The sequence below is a fragment of the Spiribacter salinus M19-40 genome (genome assembly GCF_000319575.2).
GTDB lineage: Bacteria > Pseudomonadota > Gammaproteobacteria > Nitrococcales > Nitrococcaceae > Spiribacter > Spiribacter salinus.
This window is the reverse complement of the sequence record NC_021291.1, coordinates 586,875-610,339: the sequence shown is the minus strand read 5'-3', so window position 1 is coordinate 610,339 and position 23,465 is coordinate 586,875. Positions and strand designations below refer to the sequence as shown.

Genomic DNA, 23,465 nt, shown 5'->3' with positions numbered 1-23,465 from the left:
ACTCTCCTCTCTTTCCTTTATTGATCGATCTCTACCGCATGGAGTCTACCGTCGAGATCGAGCACGTAAAGCCGGCCTGCGTGCTCAAGAGGTGCTGCGGCAATTTTTGCTCCGCCTACTTGATGTCGGGCAAGCAGTCGCCCATCGTCGGGGCCCAGCCAGGTCACATACCCATCAGAACCCGCCACAGCGATGGTTTCCGCGTGCAAAGCGGGGGCGGTCAGCATCGTTCCCGACAGATCATCCGCCCGCCACACCGAGGCGCCATTCCGGCGGTCTAACGCCCACACCCGCCCTTCGGCATCGGTGGCATACAGGTTGGATGAGTCCACGGCGAGGCCGCCCAGCAAGGAGAGCTCCCTGGCCCACGCAATGTCCCCGCTACCCAGGGAGATACCCGTGAGTCGGCCCTGGTAGGCCCCAGCAAACAGATCGCCGCGCGCCACGAGGGGATCGGCGTCTATATCAATCATGCGCTCTAGATCGGTCCGTCCCTCTGGGACGGCGACGGTGGCTTCCCAGGCTGGGTCGCCATCGGTTAATGCCAACGCGCTCAAACGACCATTATCAAACCCGCTCACAACACCGTTACGCACCAGCACCGGCGCCGAGTGCCCCCGCAGACTGAGCGAGGGCACGCTGCGGCTGTATAGCCACCGCTGCGAGCCATCGCTGGCCTCAAGGGCGAAGACTCGTCCATCTCCGGTGCGGGCAACCACCGTATCCTGACCAACCGCTGGGGGTGCCAGTACTTCACTGCTCACCCGGCTTCTCCAGCGTACTGAACCATCAGACTCAGATAGCAACAGGATCCCGCCATCAGCCGTGCCAAGCGCGATGCCCTCCTCGCCTGCACCCGGACCGCCCGAGATTTGCACGTCGAGGGAGACCTGCCACTGCACTTCACCTGAGGCAGCATCGAACGCTGTAACTTGGCCATCAGCCGCCGCTGCAACAATCAGATCCTCTTGCAGCGCCAGTTCCAGTCGATGATGAGGTGTCCGGGCATCACCGACGTTCGCCGACCACACTACCCGCACCATCGGCCCGTCATCTGCCAGTTCTACCGCCGGGGCATCATCCGCCCGCATTGGGCCGCTGCTTCCACAACCCGCGATCAGAATCGACAGACTAGCGAAAACGGTCCACTTCCACATTGCAGCGTTCATGATGCCGGCTGTCCTCCCAGATCGAGAAGTTTCACCTCGACCAGAGATCGCCGTTGCCCGCCAGCCTCCGACAGAGCACGCTCATAGGCCTCGATGGCACCCTGCCGATCACCGGACTCGGCCAGGAGATCGCCCCGAAGCTCGAAATAGCGAGCGCGCAACGGACCGTCCACGACCGGCTCCAGTGCGGCTAGCGCTGCATCACGCTTGGCAGCGGCAGCCAGTGCCTCTGCCTGGCGTAATCGAGCCAGGTTGGCCAACGGACTCTCTGGCCGCTCCTCACCGACCCAGCCCAGGAAATCGGCTGCTGCCTGCGCACGGCCCTCGGCCATCTCGGCGGTAGCAACGGCCAGGGTTGCCATCACGGCGTAAGGCGTATCGCCATGGGAATCGCGGAGCGCACCGAGCCGATTGGCCGCCGCCTCGGGCTCCCGCTCGTTAATCGCCTGCAGGACGGCGGCATAATCATCAGCGGCCGCGGCGCTCTGGCGGCCCTGCCAGGCCTGCCATTGCTGCCAGCCTACGACCAGCACCAGGGCAGCAACCACACCGATCACCACCCCACGGCCGTGACGCCGCCACCAATCACGCAATGCTTCAAGCTGTTCATCGTCCTCGTATGCCACGCGCCGACTCCTGTGCGTTTACTGTGCGCAAAGTGGACTGAGTGTGTCCTCGAGCGCATCGATGCGGACCCGCCGTTGCGCGGCATCGCCACGCAGATCTTTGATGCTTGCCTCTCCAGCTGCAATCTCATCGCTGCCCCGGATGATGGCGAATGCCGCTCCGCTGCGGTCCGCCCGGCGCAGCTGACTTTTCAGCGATCCACCGCCCATGTGCACTTGCAAACGCAGGGCCGGCAGGCCGTTGCGCAAGCGCTCCGCAAGCGCGATCGCTTGCTGGATGTCCTCGGGGTCTTCAACGACCATGTAGGCGTGTGGCGCTGCTGCCATCGGCGCACTCGCCGCGGCTTCGACCAAAGCGACCAGGCGCTCGATCCCAGCGGCAAACCCAATCGCCGGCGTGGGCTTGCCACCGATCATCTCCACGAGCGTATCGTAACGCCCTCCCGCCAAAACCGTTCCTTGAGCGCCCAATTCGTCACTGACCCACTCGAAAACCGTACCGCCGTAATAATCCAGCCCACGGACCAAGCGGCTGTTGATCGTATACGGCTGTCCAGCGGCATCCAGCATCCCCCGCAGTGCCTCGAAATGCGCCCTTGACGCCTCATCCAGGTAGTCCAGCAGATCAGGGGCGGCTTCGATCACCTGGCGCATGGCAGGGTTCTTACTGTCGAGCACGCGCAGCGGGTTGCTTTCTAGTCTTCTCTGCGCATCAGCATCCAGGCGTGAGGCGTGAGACTGCAAGTGGGTAACCAGTGCATCGCGATAGCTCGCACGAGCGGCAGACGTGCCGAGATTGTTCAATTCCAGGCGCAAATTGGACAGTCCCAATCCAGTGAGAATCCGACCCGAAAGCAGAATCATCTCAGCATCAAGATCCGGACCTTCCAGACCGAAGGCTTCAGCGCCCACCTGGTGGAACTGCCGATAACGGCCTTTCTGAGGCCGCTCATGCCGAAACATCGGCCCGGCATACCATAGACGCGGGCGCGCATTGTGCAGCAAGCCGCGCTGGATGGCCGCACGGACACAGCCTGCCGTACCTTCCGGCCGGAGGGTGAGGCTGTCACCATTCCGATCCGTAAAGGTGTACATCTCTTTCTCGACAATATCGGTCACCTCGCCGATCGAGCGCGCAAAAAGCTCGGTCTTCTCGACAATCGGCAACCGGATTTCGTCGTAGCCGTAGCGTGTCAACTCACGTCGAAACACGGACTCGACAAACTGCCAGCCGGGCGCTTCCTCCGGCAAAACATCACCAAAACCACGGATATTCTGTATCGATTGACTCAAGGCTTCCTCAGGACTCGCCAAGCGTAAAGCGCGCTACATTACCTCGGGCATAGGCATCGAGATCAACCGACTCGCCTTCGAACTCAACAACAACGCTATTGACGTCACCGACCACGACCTCGAACGGTGGCTGACCCCACAGCTGCTCCTCACCCTCACTTTGGAGACCGAATAACAGCCGATCACCATTAGCATCGGAGATCTCCATCCAGGACTCGCCTGTGAAGACGAGCGCAAGGCTTGCGTCATCGGCACGCGGTTCCCGCGTTGCTTGTGGCTCAGGCTGGGTGACCACCGGTGCATCACTCGGTATGACCTCCTCATCGGCATCGGAAGCTGCAGCTGCAGCAGCCGTACCGGCGAGCTCACTATCCGAGGCCAGTGCTGAAGACGGTACCGCCTCAGTCGGCTCTGGCGAGTCGGTCCGCTGCTCGGGTACCTGTGGCTCGGGATCCTGTGACTCGGTGGGCTCATTGACGGGCTCTTCGGTAGGCTCTTTAGTGCGCTCATCAACCTCGGGCTCTGCGAGTGCAGGCGCTGACTCACTCTGTTGAGTAAACCACCAGGCCCCGCCCCCGACCGCAGCGATCACGATGACGAGCGTCACCGCGATAGCGACCAGCATCTTCGCCTCCCGTAAACGGGAGGGCTTACCGGGAGGTGGCGCCGAAGCACCCCCAACCCATCCGTATAGCGGCTCGCTATCGGCCTTCGCCCCCGCGTCCGATAAACTGGCCACCACAGCGTCGGCGTCCAACTCCAGGAGCTGGCTGTAGGCTCGCACGTACCCCCGTACAAACGTCATGGGGGGCAAAGCATCGAAGTCGTTTTGTTCAAGCGAATCGATGGTTGCCCGATTCAAATGCAGACGTTGCGCCACTTGGTCGATAGTCAAATCACGACGAAGCCGCTCGTCTCGTAGCAGCGAGCCGGGAGCCGCCTGACGGTCCACTCCGCGGTCACTCGCTTTCGTCTCTTTACCGGCCATAGCCTTTTCACTCAATCAGTCGTGCGGACTGCTCGGATTCCGGATACCGCTCCCTCAGGCGCTGAGCCAACTGCTCGACCCGCCCGGTATCTCCCTCTGCTTTGGCGATCCGCACCCCAAGCCAAAGCAAAGACGGAGTCTCCGCTGAGGCGGCAGTGTAGCGCGAAAAAAGGACCCATGCGGAATCCGTGTCACCGCGGCTCAAGGCGGTTTCCGCTAGCCCGTGAAGCGCCGGGGGATAATCCGGTCTCCGCTCGAGGGCGCTTCGCCAATACCCCACTGCTTCATCCTGTCGGCCCACGCGAGCAAGACAACGCCCAGCATTGGCGAGCGCCAGCGCCCGCTCGTCATAGAGACGATTGTCTGCGGCCAGGTCGTAAAGCAGTAGCGCTTGTTCGGTGCGCCTCTGTTCACACAAAAAGCTCGCATAATTATTGAGGGCCGCCCCATGAGTTTCATCAATCGCCAACGCAGCCTGGTAATGCGCCTCGGCCCGTTGCGCATCGTCCAGCCTTAGCTCGAGCTCCGCAGCAACGAGATGGGAGTCGATCAACTCAGGATCCTGCTTTAACGCCCGATCGATCTTCTCGCGGGCTGCGCTCAATGCACCCTGGCGAAGATGATGGATGGCGATATTGGTATTGGCCTTCGCAGCCTGATGCGACTGGCTGTCTGTTATCGGCCCGGTTGCCTGCACCGCACAGCCAGCAAGCAGCGCCAGCGCGAAAACGCCGGCGATAAGACGGATCATGATGACGCCTGCGCCTCACTCCGCTTGCCACGGTTACGGCGATTAATGACCTGGCCCACTAACTGACCACAGGCGCCGTCAATATCCTGACCGCGGGTGCGACGGATCGTGGTAATAAAACCCGCCTTCTGCAGATGATCCGCGAATCGCATGATCCGATCCCGCGGGGAGGCGCTGTAGCGCGTGCCCGGGAAGGGATTGAACGGAATCAGGTTGATCTTGGATGGGATACCTCGCAGCAAGTGAGCAAGCTCCTGAGCATTGGCCAGGCTGTCATTTACCCCGTCGAGCATCACGTATTCCCAGTAGATACAGTGATGCGGCGTCTGATCGAGATAATGTTCACAGGCTGGCATCAATTCGCGCAGCGGATATTTACGATTGATCGGAACAATCTCGTCGCGGAGAGCATCATTGGGCGCATGGAGAGAAACCGCCAGACTGATGTTGCTGTGGTCAGCCAAGCGATAGAGCGCGGGCACGACACCAACAGTTGAGAGCGTCACGCGGCGCCGCGAAAGCCCCCATGCGTAGGGGTCAACCATCAGGTTGGTCGCCGCGACGACGTTTTTAAAGTTGGCAAGTGGCTCGCCCATGCCCATCATCACCACATTGGTAATGCGCCGACCTCGGCCCTCCTGTTCCAATGCCCGCGTGGCAAAATGGAGCTGACCAATGATTTCGGCGGCACTCAGATTGCGGTTAAAGCCCTGTTTGCCTGTCGAGCAAAATCCGCAATCAAGCGCACAGCCTACCTGCGAGGACACACATAGGGTCCCGCGATCACGCTCGGGAATGTAAACCGTTTCCACCGCGTTTCCTGACTCAAGCCCGACGAGCCATTTGCGCGTGCCATCGGAGGACTCGCGATCAAAAACGGCGCTGGGCACATGAATCTCAACGCGATCAGCGAGTCCCGCGCGCAGCGACTTCGCCAGATCCGTCATTGCGTCGAGGTCGAACACCTGACGCTGATGCAGCCACTGACGCAGTTGCCGGCCGCGGAACGGTTTCTCACCGATCTCGGCGAGGAACGCTTTGAGGCCCGCCTCATCTAGCCCGAGCAGCTCCACCCGCCCGGACGTTGCGGACACCGGCGTCTCAGCGCCGGCTGTGGAGCTCATCGTCCCCGAAGAAAAAGGCGATTTCCTCGCGTGCAGTCTCGGGTGCGTCCGAGCCGTGCACGGCATTCGCGTCCACCGTCTCTGCGAGATCATGGCGAATGGTGCCGGCCGCCGCTTCAGCGGGGTTCGTGGCGCCCATGATGTCGCGATTCTTGCGGATGGCTTCATCCCCCTCCAGGACCTGCACCAGGACCGGCCCAGAGATCATGAAGTTGACCAGCGCAGAGAAGAAAGGCCGCTCACGATGCACTGCGTAAAATGACTCAGCCTGATCCTGGCTGAGGTGCATCATGCGGGCGGCAATAATCTCAAGCCCAGCGGTCTCGAAGCGCCGATAGATCTCACCGATGTGATTGCCGGCAACGGCATCGGGCTTAATGATGGAAAGCGTACGCTCAATGGTCATTCACAAACTCCTGGTGACAGCCCCGACAATCGTCTGGGCCAGAAAGACAAAAACCCACCGGCCGTGGCGCAGTGGGTCCCGATTCAGCGCCGTAGTCTAGCGAGCCGCCCGGATGGCGGCAATCACTGAACCGCGAAGCTTTCGCCGCAGCCACACTCGGCGGTGACATTCGGGTTTCGGAAGCTAAAGCGCTCGTTCAAACCATCGCGCACAAAATCGAGCTCTAACCCCTCAAGGAAGGGCAGACTTTTGCGATCGACCACCACGGCGACGCCATGCTCTTCGATGATGGTGTCCTCGCTATCCGCCTCTTCGGCGTAATCCACCGTGTACATAAACCCGGAGCAACCGGATGTCCGCACGCCAAGCCGCAGCCCGATCCCGCTGCCATGCCGGGACAGCGCATCACGAATGTGCTCAGCGGCGCGCTCTGTCACTTGTATGGTCATGATCGGTTTCAACCTCCTTCAGTGGGTGGAGCCGCAAGGGCAGCCCGCAAGGCGTCTTCAATGCACAAGGCATCACTGCGTGAGGCATCGGGAAGGTTCGTTGCCTCGGCAATTCCGAGACCGGTCAAACCCTCTGCCTGAGCGATTGCCTGCCCCTGCAACCATTGTACCGTCCAGACCGCCGCTCGCCGCGCCTCGTCGCTGGCAAACACCTCGAAGCGTGCTGCGCGGATACCGCCATCCACAACTTCTAGCCAGCAATCGATCCGGCGATTATCCCGAACCGAGCCGGCAACGCCGTGCTGCCAGCCAACGGGATCGTCGGGGGATCCCAAGCTTTCCTTATCCACATCGTCCACGGCAGTTCGCCATCTTTCAAGCCAGTTCTGGCAGGGTTGCGACGCCGTAGACATCAGACAGTTTCCGACCAGCGCGAATTTCTCGCCAGACCGGCGAAATCGCTCGCAGTGCAGCAACATCCGACGCGACGCGCTCCACGATAAAATCAATATCAGCCGGCGTGGTAAAACGCCCGAGGCTGAAGCGCACCGCCGCATCCGCGAGTGCATCGGGTCTTGCCATGGCCCGAAGCACATGGGAAGCCCCCGCGCGGCCACTGCAGGCCGAGCCGAAGCTGACATTCAGATCCGCCAGGCGTGAGCGCAGCGCATCACCGTGGACACCGGCGAAGGCGACATTCAGGACATGCGGCGATCCATCCACCGCGCCATTCACGACCACTCCACCCAGCGCCGCCAGGCGGTCTCGCAATGCATCGCGCAAGGACACCTGGCGTTCGCGCTCAACCTCATCATCTGCCAGGGCGAGTGCCTCACCCAGGCCCACAATCGAGGCCACCGGCAACGTCCCCGGGCGCAGGCCCTGTTGCTGTCCTCCCCCGTGAAGCAGCGGTGCGAGGCGGACGTTGGCGTGATGAACCAGCGCACCGATGCCCTTGGGTCCATAGAACTTGTGAGCGGACAGCGAGACGAGATCAGCCCCGAGCGTCGATGCATCCAGGGGCAGTCGCCCCGCGCCCTGCGCGGCATCGATATGAAAGAGCGCACCCGCGGCCTGGATGAGCGGAGCCAGTGAGGCCAGCGGCTGAACCACACCGGTCTCATTGTTCACGTGACCCACTGAGACAAGGGCCACGTCATCATCCAGCGCCGCATCCAGCGTGGCCGGCGCGAGTCGGCCATCGGCTTCTACCGGCAGCTGCTCAAGGGAGAACCCCAACGCCTCCGCGGCCTGGGCCGCTGCCAAGACCGCCGCATGTTCAGTGGCAGCCACCAGAAGTCGGCGGCGCTCACGCCCCCGACGAAGCTGAGCTGTTACATGCCCAAGAATGGCCAGGTTATTGGATTCAGTCGCCCCACTCGTCCATGTCACCCGATAATCAACCGCGTTGATGCATCGACGCACCTGCTCACTCGCCCGCTCAACGGCGGTTGCTGCCAGACGCCCGGCCGGATGGTCGCTGGATGGATTAGCGAAGACCCCCCCTAGCGAGGACGCACGGCCCATTGCCGCCTCAACCCGGGGATCGAGCGGCGTCGTGGCGGCGTAGTCAAAATAGGGAGTCATCGCAGGCATGCGCTAACGTTTGTCGGCCGAAGACGTCCTATCGTCCGTCGATGCTTCATCGATCCCACAGTGCTCGATATCCGGTATCTCACTGTCGTTAACCTGAGCGCCAAGTGCTCGCAGCGCGCTGCACATCTCCTGCAGGCGGGCATCGGTATGATGCACGTGATCAAGGATCGCGTTGATCGCATTGGCCACCGGATCAGGCATATCCCGGGTGGCGCCGTAGGCCTCGAACCCAATACGCCGTGCGGTCTCGGCGCGGCGCTGATCGGCCTCGCTCATCGGCGCCGATTCAGCCGCAATGCGCGCCACCCGCGCTGGAATACCCACCATGGTGGCGTGCTCAGGCACGTCCTTTACAACCACCGCGTTCGAGCCAATGCGCGCACCCGTCCCGACGGTCAGCGGACCGAGCACCTTTGCACCTGCGCCCACGACGACGTCATCTCCCAGCGTTGGATGCCGTTTCCCGGCCTCCCATGAGGTCCCGCCCAGGGTCACACCCTGATAAAGCGTACAGTCATCACCCACTTCAGCCGTTTCACCAATCACCACGCCCAGGCCGTGATCGATAAAAAATCGCCGCCCAATCCGCGCGCCAGGGTGGATCTCGATGCCCGTGAGCAGTCGTGCAAAAACCGAGAGAAACCTGGCAAGCCAGCGCAGCCCGTGGCGCCACAGCCAGTGGTTCATTCGGTGCAGCATCAGCGCATGCACGCCGGGATAACTCGTGAGCACCTCAAAATGGTTTCGAGCCGCCGGATCACGATCAAAAACGCAACCGACATCCTCTCTTAAACGCTGGAACATGATCTGCAATCCATTCGTTACGGATCGGGTTCGCCCCTAATCTTCCCAGTATACGCCCGGCACCAGAGAGGCCGCCAACCACGGCCTAGCGAAGAATCCGTTTGAGAATACCCCGCAGCAGATTGACCTCCTCGACACTGGGCCGACTGCGGTTGATGAAATTTCGCAGGCGTCGACCCAGGACTTCGCGCGGCTGATTGGCCGAGTAGCCACTTTGCTCAACCAGGGCGGCAATCTGTTCATGGAGGCCCTCTAAATGCGCACCCGCGGCCAGGGGCGCGCCATCCCCTGCCTCGGGCGTTGGCGTCGACCCATGGCGATAGATTTCATACGCCATCAACTGAACAGCTGCTGCGAGATTAAGCGATGGATAATCCGGATTCGCCGGGATATGAATCAGACGATGACACCCACCAAGCTCTTCATTGGTCAGACCACTGCGCTCACGCCCAAAAAGCACCGCCGTGCTGCCACGCTCTGCGTGGATCATTGCCGCCGCCTCAGCTGGGTCAAGGGCCGGCACACCATCCCGGCGCGGCCGTGCGGTGAGCCCAAGCACCAGGGTGTGCTCAGCCAACGCTTCATTCAGGCCGTTGAATGATCGCGCGGCCTCCACGACATCAACGGCATGACTCGCCATCGCCCGGGCCTGATCATCAACCTCGCAGGTTGGCGCAACCAGATCCAGGCCAGTGAGTGCCATGGTCTTCATCGCACGCGCCGCCGCCCCGATATTGCCGGAGTGACTGGCGCCCACCAGTATGAATCGGCAATCGTCCGGTGTTTTCCGCGCCAAGGCACCACCCCCTATGATGGTTTGCTGGTATGATCCCCACCCAAATTCTACGACATGCCTGGCATGTCGCGGGTCAGCTCGGGATAAATCAATGCACCCCATGGTCAACATCGCCGTGCGCGCCGCGCGCAGCGCCGGCAACGTCATCGTCCGCAACATGGACCGCCTGGACCGACTCACCGTCGAGAGCAAGGGCGAGAACGATTTCGTCAGCGAAGTCGATCGCATGGCTGAAGCCGAGATACGCGCGATTCTCCTGCAGGCGTACCCGGATCATGCCTTTGTCGGCGAAGAGAGCGGCGGCACCGAAGATGCGGAGTATGTCTGGCTGGTTGACCCGCTGGATGGCACCACCAACTTTCTGCGCGGCTTTCCGCAATTTGCCGTTTCCATCGCATTGAAACATCGCGGGGCACTCGAGGCCGGCGTGATCTACGATCCGGTGCGCCAAGAGCTCTGGACGGCCAACCGCGGTGGTGGCTGCACTTTCGAAGGCCGCCGGATGCGCATCACTCCCCGCCCCGGGATCGACAACGCCCTGCTCGGGACCGGCTTCCCCCTTCGACTGCGCCAGTATCACGCGGCCTATCTCGGCATGTTTGGTGATGTTTTCGAGCGCGCCGGTGACCTGCGAAGGGCGGGGGCGGCCGCACTGGATCTGGCCTATGTAGCGTGTGGACGGCTGGATGGCTTCTGGGAAATCGGCCTGCAACCCTGGGACATGGGCGCCGGCGCGCTGATGATCCGCGAAGCGGGCGGCATCGTGGGTGATTTTGCAGGGGGGGATCGTTACCTGGAGACCGGCAACATCATCGCCGGCAGCCCGAAACTCTTTGCCGATCTGGTGCGAACCATTGGCCCACACCGTGTTGAAGGGATTCGCGCTTAGCCGCTTCCTCAGGGGCGTTCTTCTTCCGCGTCCTCGCCTTCCTTCGGTGGCGGAATGAGATCCTCCTTACTGACGCCCAGCGCCAATGCCGCGGAGCTCGCGACATAGATGGAAGAATACGTGCCCACCAGCACACCGATGATGAGCGCTACCGCAAAGCCCCGAATCAGCTCACCGCCCAGGGCAACCAGGGCAAATAGCACAAGCAACGTGGTCAAACTGGTCACCAGCGTCCGGGGAAGCATCTGATTGATAGACCGGTTGGTCACCTCAGTCGCTGATCCTTTGCGGATACGGACGAAGTTCTCACGAATTCTGTCGAACACCACGATGGTGTCGTTCAACGAATAGCCGATCACCGCAAGCAAGGCCGCCAGCACGGTCAGGTCAAAGGTGAGCCCCGTCGCCGCGAAGATGCCCACTGTGACCACCACATCGTGCAGCACGGCCGCGACGGCGCCAATGGCGAACCGGTACTCAAAACGGAAAGCGACGTAGATCAGAATGCCGCCAAGCGCGTACAACAAAGCGAGGCCGCCTTTCTCAGTCAGCTCCTCGCCAATTTGCGGGCCGACAAACTCGACCCGCCGCAATTCGGCATCCGGATTGTCCTCGCGCAGGGTATCGAGGACCGCGTTACTCAGCGCATCACCACTGCCGGCATCAGGCGCAAGACGAATAACGATGTCCCGTGCCGTGCCAAAATTCTGCACCACGGCATCCTCATAGCCGGCCTCTGACAGCGTAGAACGGACCTCGGGTAGGTTAACCGCCTCGGCATAGCCCACCTCGACGAGGGTGCCGCCGGTAAAGTCGAGCCCGGGATTGAGGCCACGCAGCCAGAGCACAGCCAAGGCACCGAGCACCAGCAACACGGTAACCAGTGCCGCGCGGAGGCAGTGGCTCATGAAGTCAAAACGGGTCTCGCGCTTGAAAAAGTCCAAGACCGCCTCCTCAAATCGCCAGGCGCACGCCGCGGCGCCCGCCATAAATCAGGTTCACGATCGCGCGGGTACCGAGGATGGCCGTGAACATCGAGCTCACAATGCCGATCGACAAGGTAACGGCAAAGCCTTTGACCGGCCCCGTCCCGAAAACAAACAGCACCACGGCGGCGATCAGCGTGGTCACGTTGGCATCGGCGATGGTGGACAGCGCTTTCCCATAGCCAGCTTCAATAGCCTGCTGCGCACTCGTCCCCGACCGGAGCTCCTCGCGTATCCGCTCGAAGATCAGGACGTTGGCATCCACCGCCATGCCCACGGTCAGCACGATGCCGGCGATGCCGGGGAGCGTCAGCGTGGCCTGCAACGCGGAAAGTGCGGCAACAATCAGCACTAGGTTCACGAACAGCGCCACATTGGCGACGAGCCCGAATACCTTGTAGTAGACCGCCATGAAGCCCACCACCAGAAGGAAACCAATCGCCACGGCCGCGATGCCCTGGTCAATGTTCTCCTGGCCAAGGCTCGGGCCAATGGTCCGCTCCTCAATGATCTGCATCGGAGCGGCCAGAGAGCCAGCGCGCAGCAGCAGCGAGAGATTTCGGGCTTCCTGACTACTTTCCAGGCCCGTGATGCGGAATTGACTGCCCAGTTGCTCCTGGATACGCGCAATGTTGATGACCTCTTCAACCTGCACCTGCTCGCGGACGACTTCATCCCCAACGCGTTCAGCCTGAATTTCGGTCTCTTTGAATACGACGGCCATGTGATCGCCGACCCGATCGCCAGTCACCCGATTCATCATGTTCCCACCAGCGCCGCTCAGCCGAATATTGACCTCCGGCTGACCGGTCTGGGTGTCCAGCCCGGACTGGGCATCGGTGATCGCTTCACCCGTAATAATGACCTCGCGCTCCAGCAGGACATGGCCGCCATCCCGTTCGGGAAAGCGCTCCGTGCCAGGTGGAGGTGGCGAGTCATCACCGCCGCGGTAAGGAAAATTATCGGCATCCACCATGCGGAACTCGAGTGTGGCAGTCGCACCAATGATGTCCTTGGCACGGGCGGTGTCCTGGACGCCTGGCAGCTGGACAACCACTCGCTCTGCGCCCTGGCGCTGAATAATCGGCTCGGCCACGCCCAACTCGTTGACGCGATTACGCAGTGTTGTTATATTCTGCTCAACGGCGAAGTTGCGAACTTCCTGACGCTCTTCATCCGTCAGCGTCGCCGTCAAACGCGCTTCCTCTTCATCCTCGTCGGTCGCAAATACCAGCTCGGGATATTCGTCGCGAAGAAGGCTGATACCCGCATCTCGAGTATCCGGGCCCGCAAAGCGAATCACCATGTCGGCCTCGGTGTCCGCCGCTGCGTCTGCAACCTCCCGATAGCGGATGTCCGACTCGCGCAACAAACGCCGGAACTCATCGCCATACCGAGACAGCGTTTGCTCCATTACCGCATCCATATCCACCTCCATCAGGAAGTGAACCCCGCCGCGCAGATCGAGGCCGAGATACATCGGCTGCCCGCCCAGATTACGGAGCCAGTCGGGTGTGGCCGGCGCCAGATTCAGCGCCACTGTGAAGTCACGCCCCAACGCCACGTCCAGCTCATCGGCCGCACGGACCTGGGCATCGGTATCCGGTAGCCGCAGGAGATACTGCTCATCGAGTACCTCAGCCTCACCGAGGTCGATGCCCTCATCGGCCAGAAGGGTCAGGATTTCGCTCTGCGTGCGCTCGTCCGGTGGTGATCCGTCGGCCGTGGTGACCTGCAGGGCCGGATCCTGCCCAAACAGGTTTGGCAAGGCGTACAGGCAGCCGGCCGCAATGACAGCCACCAGCAGCACGTACTTCCAAAGCGGATAACGGTTCATAATCAGAGACTTGGACTAATAATGCCTATTTGGACTTCTTGTTGTCCTTGGCGCTGTCATCCTTCGAGGCAGCCTCAGCCTTCTCGATGCTCTGCTTGAATGCGCCCTTCGGCAGAACCTGGGCAACGGCGCTCTTCTGAAGCCGGACCTCAACGCCATCGGCCAGCTCGAGATTGGCAAAAGTGTCTCCAACATCGCCGACTCGGCCGACCAGACCGCCGGTCGTCAGAATCTCGTCGCCTTTGGCCAGGTTCTCAACCAGCTTCTTGTGCTCTTTGGCGCGTTTCTGCTGCGGGCGAATCAACAGAAAATAGAAGATCACGATCAGTGCAATCGGAAAGAGCAACCCGGTCAGACCGGCCCCGGCGTCGCCACCCTGAGCGAGCGCATCGCTGATGAAGAAATCCATGGCAGTCTCCCTAATCATTAAAAACGCGGCATTATGTCACACCCGTGCGCCGGGCATAGAACTCGCGTGTGAATTCTTCGAGACACCCCGCCGCGATCGCCTCACGCAAAGACGCCATCAGCCGCTGAAAGTAGCGCAGGTTGTGAAGCGTGTTCAGCCGCGACCCCAGCATTTCCCCGCACCGGTCGAGGTGCCGGAGATAAGCTCGGCTGTAATGGGCGCAGGTCGTACAGTCGCAGCCTGGCTCTATGGGCCTCGTGTCATGGGCAAAGCGGGCGTTGCGAAGCCGCAGTGTTCCCGCATCGGTAAAAAGAAATCCATTGCGGGCGTTGCGCGTGGGCATGACGCAGTCGAACATATCGATGCCACGGGCCACACACTCCACCAGATCCTCCGGCCGCCCCACACCCATGAGATAGCGCGGCTTGTTCGCCGGCAGCGACGGCGCCAGGGCATCAAGCACCCGCAATCGATCCTCTGGTGGCTCACCAACCGACAGGCCGCCCACCGCAAAGCCATCAAACCCGATGTCCATCAACCCGGCAAGCGAATCGGCCCGCAAGTCCTCGTACATACCGCCCTGGACAATGCCGAACAAGGCGGCTGGATTATCCCCGTGAGCTTCCTTGCTCCGTTCTGCCCAGCGCAAGGACAGCGCCATGGACTCTTGCGCACCCTGATGGTCGATTGGCCATGGCGTGCACTCATCAAAGATCATGACAACATCCGATCCAAGGGCACGCTGCACCGCCATGGAGCGCTCCGGATCCAGGAAGACCTCTGAGCCATCCACCGGCGAGCGAAAGCGCACGCCTGCCTCAGTAATGCGCCGGCCTTCAGTGAGACTGAACACCTGAAATCCGCCAGAGTCGGTCAGGATCGGATTTGGCCAGTGCATGAAATCATGCAGATCACCATGCTCGGTGATGATCTCCGTGCCCGGGCGCAGCATCAGATGAAATGTGTTGCCGAGGAGGATTTGCGCGCCCGATGCGGCCACCTCCTCCGGGGTCACACCTTTGACGGTGCCGTAGGTCCCCACCGGCATGAACGCCGGCGTATCGACAACCCCTCGGCCAAAGTGGAGCTGACCCCGGCGCGCCAGGCCATCATGCGCTAATGACTCGAAGCGAAGCGTCATGTCGACACCTGCGGGAGGATCAGCATTGCGTCCCCATAACTAAAGAATCGGTATTCCTTAGCGACTGCATGGCGATAGGCCGCCAGGATATGCTCTCGGCCCGCCAGCGCACTCACCAGCATCACGAGCGTAGAACCAGGCAAGTGAAAGTTGGTAATCAATCCATCCACGACCTGAAACTCAAAGCCTGGGTAGATGAAAATCTCGGTTTCTCCCTCGTAGGGGGCCAGCTGCCCGGCCTGTGCCGCGGCCTCCAGCGAGCGCACAACCGTGGTACCGACCGCAAAGACTCGTCCCCCACGTGCGCGGGTGGCGGCCACTGCCTCGCACACCGACTCGGACACGGATAGCCATTCGGCGTGCATCTGATGGCCACTAACCGTTTCACTGCGGACTGGCTGAAAGGTCCCCGCCCCGACATGCAGCGTCAGTGTGGCCGTCTCGATGCCAGCAGATCGCAGGTCATCGAGGAGTGGCTCATCAAAATGCAGCCCTGCCGTCGGCGCGGCCACAGCCCCTGGCTTTGCCGCAAATACGGTTTGATATCGCGCCCGGTCGGCCGCTGTATCCTCACGACGAATGTAGGGCGGCAGCGGCATATGGCCGTGGCGCTCGAGGAGCTCGGGCAATGGGCGTTGATCAGAGAAGCGGAGGCGAAAAAATTCGCCCGCACGCCCTGTCACCTCGGCCTCAATGCCGCCTTCAAGTTTCAACTGGGTGCCCGCGCGCGGTGTTTTACTAGCGCGAATCTGCGCCAGCGCTTCTGTGCCACCGGTGAGACGTTCGAGCAGAATTTCGATGGCACCCCCGGTGTCCTTGTGACCGTAGAGGCGTGCCGGGAGGACGCGGGTATCGTTCAACACCAGCAAGTCGCCGGGCTGAAGCCATTGCCGGATGCCCGGAAACCGATCATCCGTAATGGCGCCGGTGGCCGGATCAAGAACAAGCAAGCGGCTGTCGGTGCGCCGAGGTAATGGCTCGGAGGCGATCAGCGACTCGGGCAGATCGTAGTGGAAATCGCTGACTTTCATCAGAGCCTGTTATACTTTCCTGCGTTCTGGCCGGGGTGGCGGAACTGGTAGACGCGCCGGACTCAAAATCCGGTTCTCGCAAGAGAGTGCGGGTTCGATTCCCGCCCCCGGCACCATCACGACAATGCTCAATCGTCTTTGGTCGAGGACTCCTCGAGCACCTTCCCAAGTCCCTGAACGTCCTTGCCGAGGCCTTCCATTGTATTGCAGCCCATCAGCGGCAGGACCATTGCGATGAGCAATAGCCATCGGAGGGTGTGTTTTCTCAATCCACCAGACACGGCGTTGGCTCCTTTAGACCCAAATTCTAGTTGCCATCATACGCAGGGATCGCACGCGGGCGCCACGCAACGTTCGCACCCACCCTGCGCCGCCAGCTTTTGAGATCAGCGACGTCATCCAGGTCCGTCGCAGTCGGCAATAGGTAGAGGCTTAACCCAGCCCGATTCGCCTGGCGGAGGGTACGCCGCAACACATCCGGTCCGCCCCAGGGAATGCCAAGGAAAAGCTGACGAGCGGACGACCGCAAACCAATGAGCGTGTAGCCGCCATCACCGGCGGGCGCTAAAACGACATCCTCACCCTCATGCAGCTTGTCAAAGGCCCTATGCAGGTGCTCCGGTGATAGCCCAACGCAGTCTCCACCGATTATCACCAATGCATCCATGCCGACCAGCTCACGATGGGCGATCCATCTGAGCCGAGCCCCCAGATCCCCCAAGGGTTGCGCATGCTGCGTGAAACCGTGGCGATGAGACAGGCGATCAAGCACCGGATGGCGACGCGGTGAAAAGTACACGCCCACCGACACCCGCTCATCCATGGATGCCGTCGCCGCCCCGACGCATGCCACTTCCGCGAGCATGCGCTGATACCGCCTGGCGGCGGCCGACGCGCCCACACTCGCTGCCAGGCGGCTTTTTACTCGACCGGGCACGGGGGTTTTGGCAAGGATCACAAGCCGCGCCCGTTTCATACGGTCTCTTGATGGTATTGGCGGGCCAGCACGCGTGGATCGGCTCCACACCAGTAGCGCCAGCGCAGCCACCACATCAAGCCAATTGTGCGCCACACGCCGTTGGCCTCCCACCGGCGACCCGCCGTACCCAAAGGCCCCTTGCAACACGCAGGCGGTCCGGCTTTGTCCTTCAATGCCGCGCTCATCGCAATGTCCTCCATCAGCGGCTGGTCCGGGAACCCGCCGACTGCATCAAAAACCGCACGCGTCATGAACAGACCCTGATCTCCGGTCGCGACCCCACTGAGGCGCGAACGCGCATTGATTGAGGCCGCGATAACCGGGAGCATCCAGTGCGTCCCGTCAAGTCGAAGATCAAACCGCCCCCAGACATGACCCTGATGAAGGGTCTCAAGAACTGACCGGATTATGCCCGGCTCGAGCCGGGCATCGGCATGCAGAAACCAGAGCCCAGGGCTTTGGGTGGCAACAGCGCCTGCGTTCATCTGCCGCGCCCGGCCCATCGGACTGTGGATGACCTGATCGGCCAGTGGCTCGGCCAGTGTCGCGGTTTCATCAACACTGCCACCATCAACAACCACGATGTGAATAGGGGCTGAGGCGCCCGCACGCGCTTGCGTCAGATCCCGCAGCAGCGCCGGAAGATGTTGGCGCTCGTTTAGCGCAGGGATCACAACCGCCAGTTCAGCAGACAAGGACAGCACTCCCGCTGTGGTACACCGCAAACCCCTGATGCTACACTTTCGATCTTTCGATGGGGCCGTAGCTCAGTTGGGAGAGCGCTAGAATCGCACTCTAGAGGTCAGGGGTTCGACTCCCCTCGGCTCCACCATCCTCCCCAATTGGTTTGTGATAGCGTTCGGGTTCATACGGTCGATACCGTGGCCCCGGTAGCTCAGCTGGATAGAGCAATCGCCTCCTAAGCGATAGGTCGCAGGTTCGAATCCTGCCCGGGGCACCATTTTTTTGCCTCGGCTAACCTCCATGCCGGCGGCGCTTGACCACCCGCTCGCGCTTGCGCTGCTGGCGCGGCGTCAGTTTATTGCGCCGTCCCGCAAACGGGTTCTCGCCAGTTCGAAGCTCCAGGCGAATCGGCGTCCCCCACAGCCCAAGCTCACGCCTGAATCGATTCACCAGATAGCGCCGGTAAGCGGAGGGGAGCGCTGTCGTCTGGTTGCCATGAACAATGATGGCCGGCGGATTACGCCCACCCTGATGGGCATAGCGCAGTTTGATTCGCCGCCCTCGAATCAGCGGTGGCTGATGGGCCTCCGTGGCCTCGGCAAGGATACGGTTAAGCTGCGGTGTCGGCAGGGTTTTGTGGGCAGCACGGTAGACCTGCGCAACCTCTTCAAGAAGGCGGCCAACGCCCGTGCCATGCAGCGCCGAGATAAACCGTGGCCGAGCAAAATCGAGAAACCCGAGTTTTACGTCAAGCTCCCGACGAATCCGATCCCGCGCACCGGTCTCGAGGCCATCCCATTTATTGACAGCCAGCACAAGGCCTCGGCCCGCCTCAATGACATGTCCGATCAAATGCGCATCCTGTTCGGAAATCTCCTGGCGCGCATCCAGCACCATGATGACCACCTGCGCCGCCTCGATCGCCTGCAGTGTTTTCACCACACTGAACTTTTCGATCGACGCCTTGACTCGACTGCGCCGTCGCACACCGGCGGTATCAACAAGCGTGAAGGCCTGGCCGTCGCGCTCGAAAGGGACATGAATGGCATCCCGAGTGGTCCCCGGCATGTCATAGACCAGCAAGCGCTCCTCACCAATCAGGCGATTCACCAGTGTTGATTTGCCCACATTGGGGCGCCCGACGATTGCGACCTCAATGGGCCGATCGGGCGCCTCCTCCGCGTCGGCGTCGGCCGCCTCGACTGCCTCAGCCGCGGCAATAAGCGCTGGGCAGTGATCCTCCAGAACCGCGGTCATGAGCTGCTGGATACCCCGGCCATGCACGGCGGCGATGGGCCAGGGCGTATCCAGGCCGAGGGCATGAAAATCTGCGGCCGCCATCGCCGGGTCAACGCCGTCGATTTTGTTCATGACCAGCCAGACCCGCTTGCCGCGCTGCCGAAGCTCACGCGTTAAGGTCTCATCGCCCGGCGTGACCCCGGTGCGTGCATCCACTAAAAAGAGAATGACATCCGCTTCATCCAGCGCTCGCATCGCCTGACGCTGCATGTGGTGATACGTCACGTCGTCCGGCTCACCCAGCCCACCCGTATCAACCAGCACATAGGGGGCCGGCCCCATTCGGCCGACTCCGTACTGACGATCGCGCGTCAGCCCCGGGAAATCGGCCACCAGCGCGTCCCGGGTGCGTGTGAGCTTGTTGAAAAGGGTCGACTTGCCGACGTTGGGCCGACCGACCAGGGCAATAACAGGCTGTTCCATGGTCGGATGATAGCAGCGCGGACCCACCAACGGGGCGCCAATCAGGCGAATCAGCCGGTCTCGAGGGCCGCTGCGAGCAGTCGTTGGGTGTAGGCCTCCTGTGGCGCAGTGAAAACCTGCTCCGCCGAACCCGCCTCAACCACTTGCCCAGCCTGCATGACGAGCATTCGGTGGCTCATCGCCCGCACAACCGCTAAGTCATGACTAATGAACAGATACGACAGACCATGCCGAGCCTGGAGTGTGCGAAGCAGCTCGACCAACTGCATTTGGACGGAGCGATCGAGCGCGGAGGTCGGCTCGTCCAGTACGACCAGCCGGGGTTTGAGCACGATCGCCCGGGCCACAGCGACTCGTTGCCGCTGGCCGCCCGATAGTTCGTGTGGGAATCGCTCCGCTAACACCGGATCCAGTCCCACTTCGGCCAGGGCCTCGCGTGCAAGCGCGGCGCGCTCGACCTCATCGCGCCCAATGCGGTGGACGCTTAACCCCTCACCGATAATCTGGCCTACCGACAGGCGCGGACTTAGACTCCCGAAAGGATCCTGAAAGACCACCTGCAGTTCCCGGCGGAGCGGCCGAAGGGCCCGCTTGCCAAGACGCGCGATATCCTGGCCATTGAAAACGATCTCGCCGCGGGCGCTTTGCAGCCGCAGAACGGCCATCCCGAGCGTGGTCTTACCCGAGCCACTCTCGCCCACCACACCCAGGGTCTCGCCTGGACGCACCCGCATGTCCACGCCATCCACCGCCTTGAGATGACTGGTTACGCGCTTGAGTAGCCCGCCACGGCGGGGAAACCAGACCTGAAGCCCACGGGTTTCGAGGAGCGGCGGCCCATCCGAGACCGGGACCGGCCGACCTTCAGGCTCAGCCGCCAGCAACATCTGGGTGTAAGCATGCACCGGCGCGCTAAACACCCGGGTTTTCGTCCCAGCCTCGACCACCTCACCGGCCTGCATAACCGCCACGCGATCGGCAATGCGCCGGACGACGTTGAGGTCGTGACTGATGAACAGCATCGCCATCCCCAGGCGCTGCTTCAAATCGGCGAGCAGATCAAGGATCTCCGCCTGAATCGTGACATCCAATGCGGTAGTGGGCTCGTCAGCAATAAGCAGCCGGGGATGATTGGCAATGGCCATCGCAATCATCACGCGCTGACGCTGACCGCCCGACAGCTGATGCGGGAACGCGCCCAGCCTCGCGCGCGCCTCAGGCAGACGCACGAGCTCCAGCAGCTCAATCATCCGCGCTCGGGCCTGGGTTGCCGTGAGCCCCTGATGAATCCGCAAGGTCTCACCGATCTGCTTTTCAATAGTGTGCAGCGGGTTAAGCGAGGTCATGGGCTCCTGAAAGACCATGCCGAAGCCACGCCCACGCAGGGCCCGCAGCCGCGCTGGCGGCGCATTCAGCAACGACTCGCCTTCAAAGCGGATCGTGCCGGTGGGATGCCGCGCCAGGGGGTAAGGCAGGAGCTGCGGAATCGACAGGGCCGTCACCGATTTGCCCGAGCCACTCTCCCCGACCAGGGCGAGTGTCTCTCCGGCAGAGAGCGCCAGGCTCACCCCACGGACCGCGGTCACGGCCTCTTCACCCTGCCCGAAGGACACGGTCAGATTATCAATCTCGAGCAGCGGCGCGGACATCAGGACGCGCCACCCATCGTTTTGCGCGGATCGAAGGCATCCCGCGCCGCCTCGCCAATGAACACGAGGAGCGAGAGCATGATTGCCAGGGTAAAGAATGCGGTCAGACCCAGCCACGGAGCCTGCAAATTGGCCTTGCCCTGCGCCAGCAACTCACCCAGAGAGGGCGAGCCAGGGGGCAGGCCAAAGCCCAGGAAGTCCAGGGAAGTCAGCGTGGTAATTGATCCGGTAAGGATAAACGGCATGAACGTCACGGTGGCCACCATCGCGTTCGGCAGCGCATGGCGCACCATAATCACACTGTCGCTCACACCAAGGGCACGGGCCGCTTTAACATAGTCAAAGTTGCGCACCCGCAGAAACTCCGCTCGCACCACCCCGACCAGCTGCGTCCAGCTGAAGAGCAGCATGATCCCGAGCAGCCACCAGAAGCTGGGTTGGACAAAACCCGCCATGATGATGAGCAGATACAGCACCGGCAATCCGGCCCATACCTCAATGAAGCGCTGACCGAGAAGGTCCACCCGACCGCCGAAGTAGCCCTGGACCGCCCCCACCGCCACGCCAATGACAGAGCTCGCGAGTGTGAGCGCCAGCCCGAACAGCACGGAAATCCGAAACCCGTAAATCAAGCGGGCCAGCACATCGCGGCCCTGGTCATCGGTGCCGAGCCAATTCTCGGCTGACGGCGGCGCTGGTGCCGCAGACTCGCTCTCATAGTTGATGGTGTCGTAGTAATAGCGCACCGGCGGCCAGAGCATCCAACCCTCCGCCTCAATCAACTCGGCAACAAACGGATCGCGGTAATCTGCCTCGGTCGGAAAGTCGCCCCCAAAGGTTGTTTCTGGATAGCTGACGACCACCGGGACGTACCAGTCGCCATCGAAGTGCACAAGCAAGGGGCGGTCGTTGGCCACGAACTCGGCGAACAAGGTCACCGTAAACACCACCAGAAATAACCACAGCGACCACCAGCCCCGACGGTTTGCCCGGAATTGTGCCCAGCGGCGCTGGTTGATCGGGTTGAGCCGGGGCATCTGCGCTTAGCCCTCCCGGGTCTCGAAGTCGATGCGCGGGTCGACCAGCACGTACATCAGATCACCCAAGAGATTGAGCAGCAGCCCGACCAGCGTGAAAATAAACAGGCTGCCAAAGACCACGGGATAGTCGCGGTTCACCACGGACTGGAAACCCAGCAGGCCCAGGCCATCCAGCGAAAAGATCACCTCGATCAGCAACGCACCGGTAAAGAGCACGCCCACAAACGCAGCGGGAAATCCGGCAATGACAATCAACATGGCGTTACGAAAGACATGGCCATAGAGCACACGACGCTCCGTGACGCCCTTTGCACGTGCAGTCATGACGTACTGCTTGTTGATCTCCTCGAGAAACGAATTCTTGGTGAGCATGGTTAACCCGGCGAAGCCGCCAATGACCATGGCGAGCACGGGCAGGATCAGGTGCCAGAGGTAATCCAGAATGCGCTCTGGCCAGCTCATCGACGCCCACCCCTCGGAGACGAGGCCGCGTAGCGGGAACCAGTCAAGGTAGCTGCCACCAGCGAAGACCACGATCAGCAGGATGGCAAACAGAAACCCGGGGATCGCGTAGCCGACGATCACCACGGCGCTACTCCAAACATCAAACGCAGAGCCATCGCGGACCGCTTTGCGGATACCCAACGGTATGGAGATCAAATACGTAAAAAAAAGCGTCCAAAGGCCAAGGGAGACCGACACAGGCAACTTGTCGGCGATGAGCTCGACGACGGATTCGTCTCGATAAAAGCTTTCGCCAAAATCGAGCTGGGCGTAGTCGACCACCATTTTGAAAAAGCGCTCATGCGCCGGACGATCAAAACCGAACTGCGCCTCCAGCTCAGCCACGAATTCGGGATCAAGCCCCCGTCCACCTCGGCTGTCGCCAGCCACCTCATCGGCGGCCACCCCAGAAAAGCGACTGGTGGATAGATCCGCGGTGCCCTCTACCTGGGACATCACCTGCTCGATGGGGCCACCCGGGGCGAACTGCACGATCACGAAGTTGATCAACAGCACCCCAAGCAGCGTGGGGATCATCAGCAGCAAACGCCGGGCGATGTAGGCGTACATCGCAGCTCCTCAGTGCTCGTGC

General features: G+C 61.6%; 24 protein-coding genes and 3 tRNA genes. 4 read left to right on the top strand and 23 right to left on the bottom strand.

Translation table 11 applies throughout. The features are described from left to right. Positions 1 to 17: 17 nt before the first annotated feature. The 12 genes from bamB to SPISAL_RS02995 all read right to left on the bottom strand — a co-directional run bounded on the left by bamB (position 18) and on the right by SPISAL_RS02995 (position 10,002). On the bottom strand, positions 18 to 1,157 hold the full coding sequence (gene bamB, locus SPISAL_RS03050) for an outer membrane protein assembly factor BamB (RefSeq protein ID WP_081633209.1): 1,140 nt from the start codon (positions 1,155 to 1,157) through the stop codon (positions 18 to 20). An 8-nt stretch (positions 1,158 to 1,165) separates the two neighbouring features. After that, positions 1,166 to 1,795, bottom strand: coding sequence for a YfgM family protein (locus SPISAL_RS03045; protein WP_016353001.1), 630 nt, complete (start codon positions 1,793 to 1,795; stop codon positions 1,166 to 1,168). 18 nt (positions 1,796 to 1,813) lie between these two features. Further along, positions 1,814 to 3,088, bottom strand: coding sequence for a histidine--tRNA ligase (hisS, locus tag SPISAL_RS03040; RefSeq protein ID WP_016353000.1), 1,275 nt, complete (start codon positions 3,086 to 3,088; stop codon positions 1,814 to 1,816). A gap of 7 nt (positions 3,089 to 3,095) precedes the next feature. Further along, on the bottom strand, positions 3,096 to 4,091 hold the full coding sequence (locus SPISAL_RS03035) for a RodZ domain-containing protein (protein WP_144060372.1): 996 nt from the start codon (positions 4,089 to 4,091) through the stop codon (positions 3,096 to 3,098). After that, the gene (gene pilW / locus SPISAL_RS03030; RefSeq protein ID WP_016352998.1) at positions 4,084 to 4,827 is read right to left on the bottom strand and encodes a type IV pilus biogenesis/stability protein PilW; all 744 of its coding nucleotides are present in this window, start codon (positions 4,825 to 4,827) and stop codon (positions 4,084 to 4,086) included. Before pilW ends, SPISAL_RS03035 begins: the two co-directional genes overlap by 8 nt. Further along, a complete protein-coding gene (gene rlmN, locus SPISAL_RS03025) occupies positions 4,824 to 5,951 on the bottom strand; it encodes a dual-specificity RNA methyltransferase RlmN (protein ID WP_016352997.1) in 1,128 nt (375 codons plus the stop codon). The genes pilW and rlmN overlap by 4 nt, the downstream gene beginning before the upstream one ends. After that, positions 5,929 to 6,357 carry a nucleoside-diphosphate kinase gene (ndk, locus tag SPISAL_RS03020; protein ID WP_016352996.1) on the bottom strand — a complete coding sequence of 143 codons (429 nt, stop codon included), beginning with the start codon at positions 6,355 to 6,357 and terminating at the stop codon, positions 5,929 to 5,931. The genes rlmN and ndk overlap by 23 nt, the downstream gene beginning before the upstream one ends. 122 nt (positions 6,358 to 6,479) lie before the next feature. Next, positions 6,480 to 6,806, bottom strand: a complete 327-nt coding sequence (locus tag SPISAL_RS03015) for a HesB/IscA family protein (RefSeq protein WP_016352995.1) — start codon at positions 6,804 to 6,806, stop codon at positions 6,480 to 6,482. 8 nt (positions 6,807 to 6,814) lie between these two features. Beyond that, positions 6,815 to 7,141 carry a hypothetical protein gene (locus tag SPISAL_RS03010; RefSeq protein WP_187287975.1) on the bottom strand — a complete coding sequence of 109 codons (327 nt, stop codon included), beginning with the start codon at positions 7,139 to 7,141 and terminating at the stop codon, positions 6,815 to 6,817. Positions 7,142 to 7,181: 40 nt separating this feature from the next. Continuing rightward, positions 7,182 to 8,393: a cysteine desulfurase family protein gene (locus tag SPISAL_RS03005; protein ID WP_016352993.1), complete on the bottom strand. Its 1,212-nt coding sequence runs from the start codon at positions 8,391 to 8,393 to the stop codon at positions 7,182 to 7,184. Between the two features lie 12 nt (positions 8,394 to 8,405). After that, complete coding sequence (gene cysE, locus SPISAL_RS03000; protein WP_016352992.1) at positions 8,406 to 9,206, bottom strand: serine O-acetyltransferase; 801 nt, start codon at positions 9,204 to 9,206, stop codon at positions 8,406 to 8,408. Positions 9,207 to 9,291: 85 nt separating this feature from the next. Beyond that, a complete protein-coding gene (locus SPISAL_RS02995; protein WP_016352991.1) occupies positions 9,292 to 10,002 on the bottom strand; it encodes an RNA methyltransferase in 711 nt (236 codons plus the stop codon). Between the two features lie 91 nt (positions 10,003 to 10,093). Here SPISAL_RS02995 and SPISAL_RS02990 point away from each other — a divergent pair, with 91 nt between their 5' ends. Further along, a complete protein-coding gene (locus SPISAL_RS02990; RefSeq protein ID WP_016352990.1) occupies positions 10,094 to 10,891 on the top strand; it encodes an inositol monophosphatase family protein in 798 nt (265 codons plus the stop codon). Between the two features lie 8 nt (positions 10,892 to 10,899). Here the strand turns inward: SPISAL_RS02990 and secF are convergent, their stop codons facing one another. The 5 genes from secF to queA are packed head-to-tail and all read right to left on the bottom strand — an operon-like array spanning position 10,900 to position 16,295. Then, positions 10,900 to 11,835 carry a protein translocase subunit SecF gene (gene secF / locus SPISAL_RS02985; protein ID WP_041389517.1) on the bottom strand — a complete coding sequence of 312 codons (936 nt, stop codon included), beginning with the start codon at positions 11,833 to 11,835 and terminating at the stop codon, positions 10,900 to 10,902. A 10-nt stretch (positions 11,836 to 11,845) separates the two neighbouring features. Further along, complete coding sequence (secD, locus tag SPISAL_RS02980) at positions 11,846 to 13,714, bottom strand: protein translocase subunit SecD (protein WP_016352988.1); 1,869 nt, start codon at positions 13,712 to 13,714, stop codon at positions 11,846 to 11,848. A gap of 25 nt (positions 13,715 to 13,739) precedes the next feature. Further along, positions 13,740 to 14,123, bottom strand: coding sequence for a preprotein translocase subunit YajC (yajC, locus tag SPISAL_RS02975; RefSeq protein WP_016352987.1), 384 nt, complete (start codon positions 14,121 to 14,123; stop codon positions 13,740 to 13,742). 31 nt (positions 14,124 to 14,154) lie between these two features. Beyond that, the gene (gene tgt / locus SPISAL_RS02970) at positions 14,155 to 15,264 is read right to left on the bottom strand and encodes a tRNA guanosine(34) transglycosylase Tgt (RefSeq protein WP_016352986.1); all 1,110 of its coding nucleotides are present in this window, start codon (positions 15,262 to 15,264) and stop codon (positions 14,155 to 14,157) included. Beyond that, positions 15,261 to 16,295 carry a tRNA preQ1(34) S-adenosylmethionine ribosyltransferase-isomerase QueA gene (gene queA / locus SPISAL_RS02965; RefSeq protein ID WP_016352985.1) on the bottom strand — a complete coding sequence of 345 codons (1,035 nt, stop codon included), beginning with the start codon at positions 16,293 to 16,295 and terminating at the stop codon, positions 15,261 to 15,263. The genes tgt and queA overlap by 4 nt, the downstream gene beginning before the upstream one ends. Positions 16,296 to 16,324: 29 nt before the next feature. Here queA and SPISAL_RS02960 point away from each other — a divergent pair. Then, positions 16,325 to 16,411: transfer RNA gene (locus SPISAL_RS02960), tRNA-Leu, on the top strand. A 191-nt stretch (positions 16,412 to 16,602) separates the two neighbouring features. Here SPISAL_RS02960 and SPISAL_RS02955 read toward each other — a convergent pair. Together SPISAL_RS02955 and SPISAL_RS02950 are read right to left on the bottom strand one after the other, a co-directional pair. Further along, on the bottom strand, positions 16,603 to 17,271 hold the full coding sequence (locus tag SPISAL_RS02955) for a TIGR04282 family arsenosugar biosynthesis glycosyltransferase (RefSeq protein ID WP_016352983.1): 669 nt from the start codon (positions 17,269 to 17,271) through the stop codon (positions 16,603 to 16,605). Beyond that, complete coding sequence (locus SPISAL_RS02950; protein ID WP_016352982.1) at positions 17,268 to 17,969, bottom strand: TIGR04283 family arsenosugar biosynthesis glycosyltransferase; 702 nt, start codon at positions 17,967 to 17,969, stop codon at positions 17,268 to 17,270. The genes SPISAL_RS02955 and SPISAL_RS02950 overlap by 4 nt, the downstream gene beginning before the upstream one ends. 61 nt (positions 17,970 to 18,030) lie before the next feature. On the opposite strand from SPISAL_RS02950, the gene SPISAL_RS02945 reads away from it, so the two are divergent. Next, positions 18,031 to 18,106, top strand: a tRNA-Ala gene (locus SPISAL_RS02945). A 52-nt stretch (positions 18,107 to 18,158) separates the two neighbouring features. Continuing rightward, positions 18,159 to 18,235, top strand: a tRNA-Arg gene (locus tag SPISAL_RS02940). 14 nt (positions 18,236 to 18,249) lie between these two features. Here the strand turns inward: SPISAL_RS02940 and der are convergent. From der to SPISAL_RS02920, 4 genes are read right to left on the bottom strand one after another with little or no spacing between them, the layout of a single operon-like run. Further along, complete coding sequence (der, locus tag SPISAL_RS02935) at positions 18,250 to 19,680, bottom strand: ribosome biogenesis GTPase Der (protein ID WP_041389513.1); 1,431 nt, start codon at positions 19,678 to 19,680, stop codon at positions 18,250 to 18,252. A gap of 50 nt (positions 19,681 to 19,730) precedes the next feature. Then, the gene (locus tag SPISAL_RS02930) at positions 19,731 to 21,329 is read right to left on the bottom strand and encodes an ABC transporter ATP-binding protein (RefSeq protein WP_016352980.1); all 1,599 of its coding nucleotides are present in this window, start codon (positions 21,327 to 21,329) and stop codon (positions 19,731 to 19,733) included. Continuing rightward, entirely contained in the window at positions 21,329 to 22,366 is a 1,038-nt protein-coding gene (locus SPISAL_RS02925; RefSeq protein WP_016352979.1) for an ABC transporter permease, read from the bottom strand. Before SPISAL_RS02925 ends, SPISAL_RS02930 begins: the two co-directional genes overlap by 1 nt. Before the next feature lie 6 nt (positions 22,367 to 22,372). Then, positions 22,373 to 23,443: a microcin C ABC transporter permease YejB gene (locus SPISAL_RS02920; protein ID WP_016352978.1), complete on the bottom strand. Its 1,071-nt coding sequence runs from the start codon at positions 23,441 to 23,443 to the stop codon at positions 22,373 to 22,375. Positions 23,444 to 23,465: the final 22 nt, after the last annotated feature.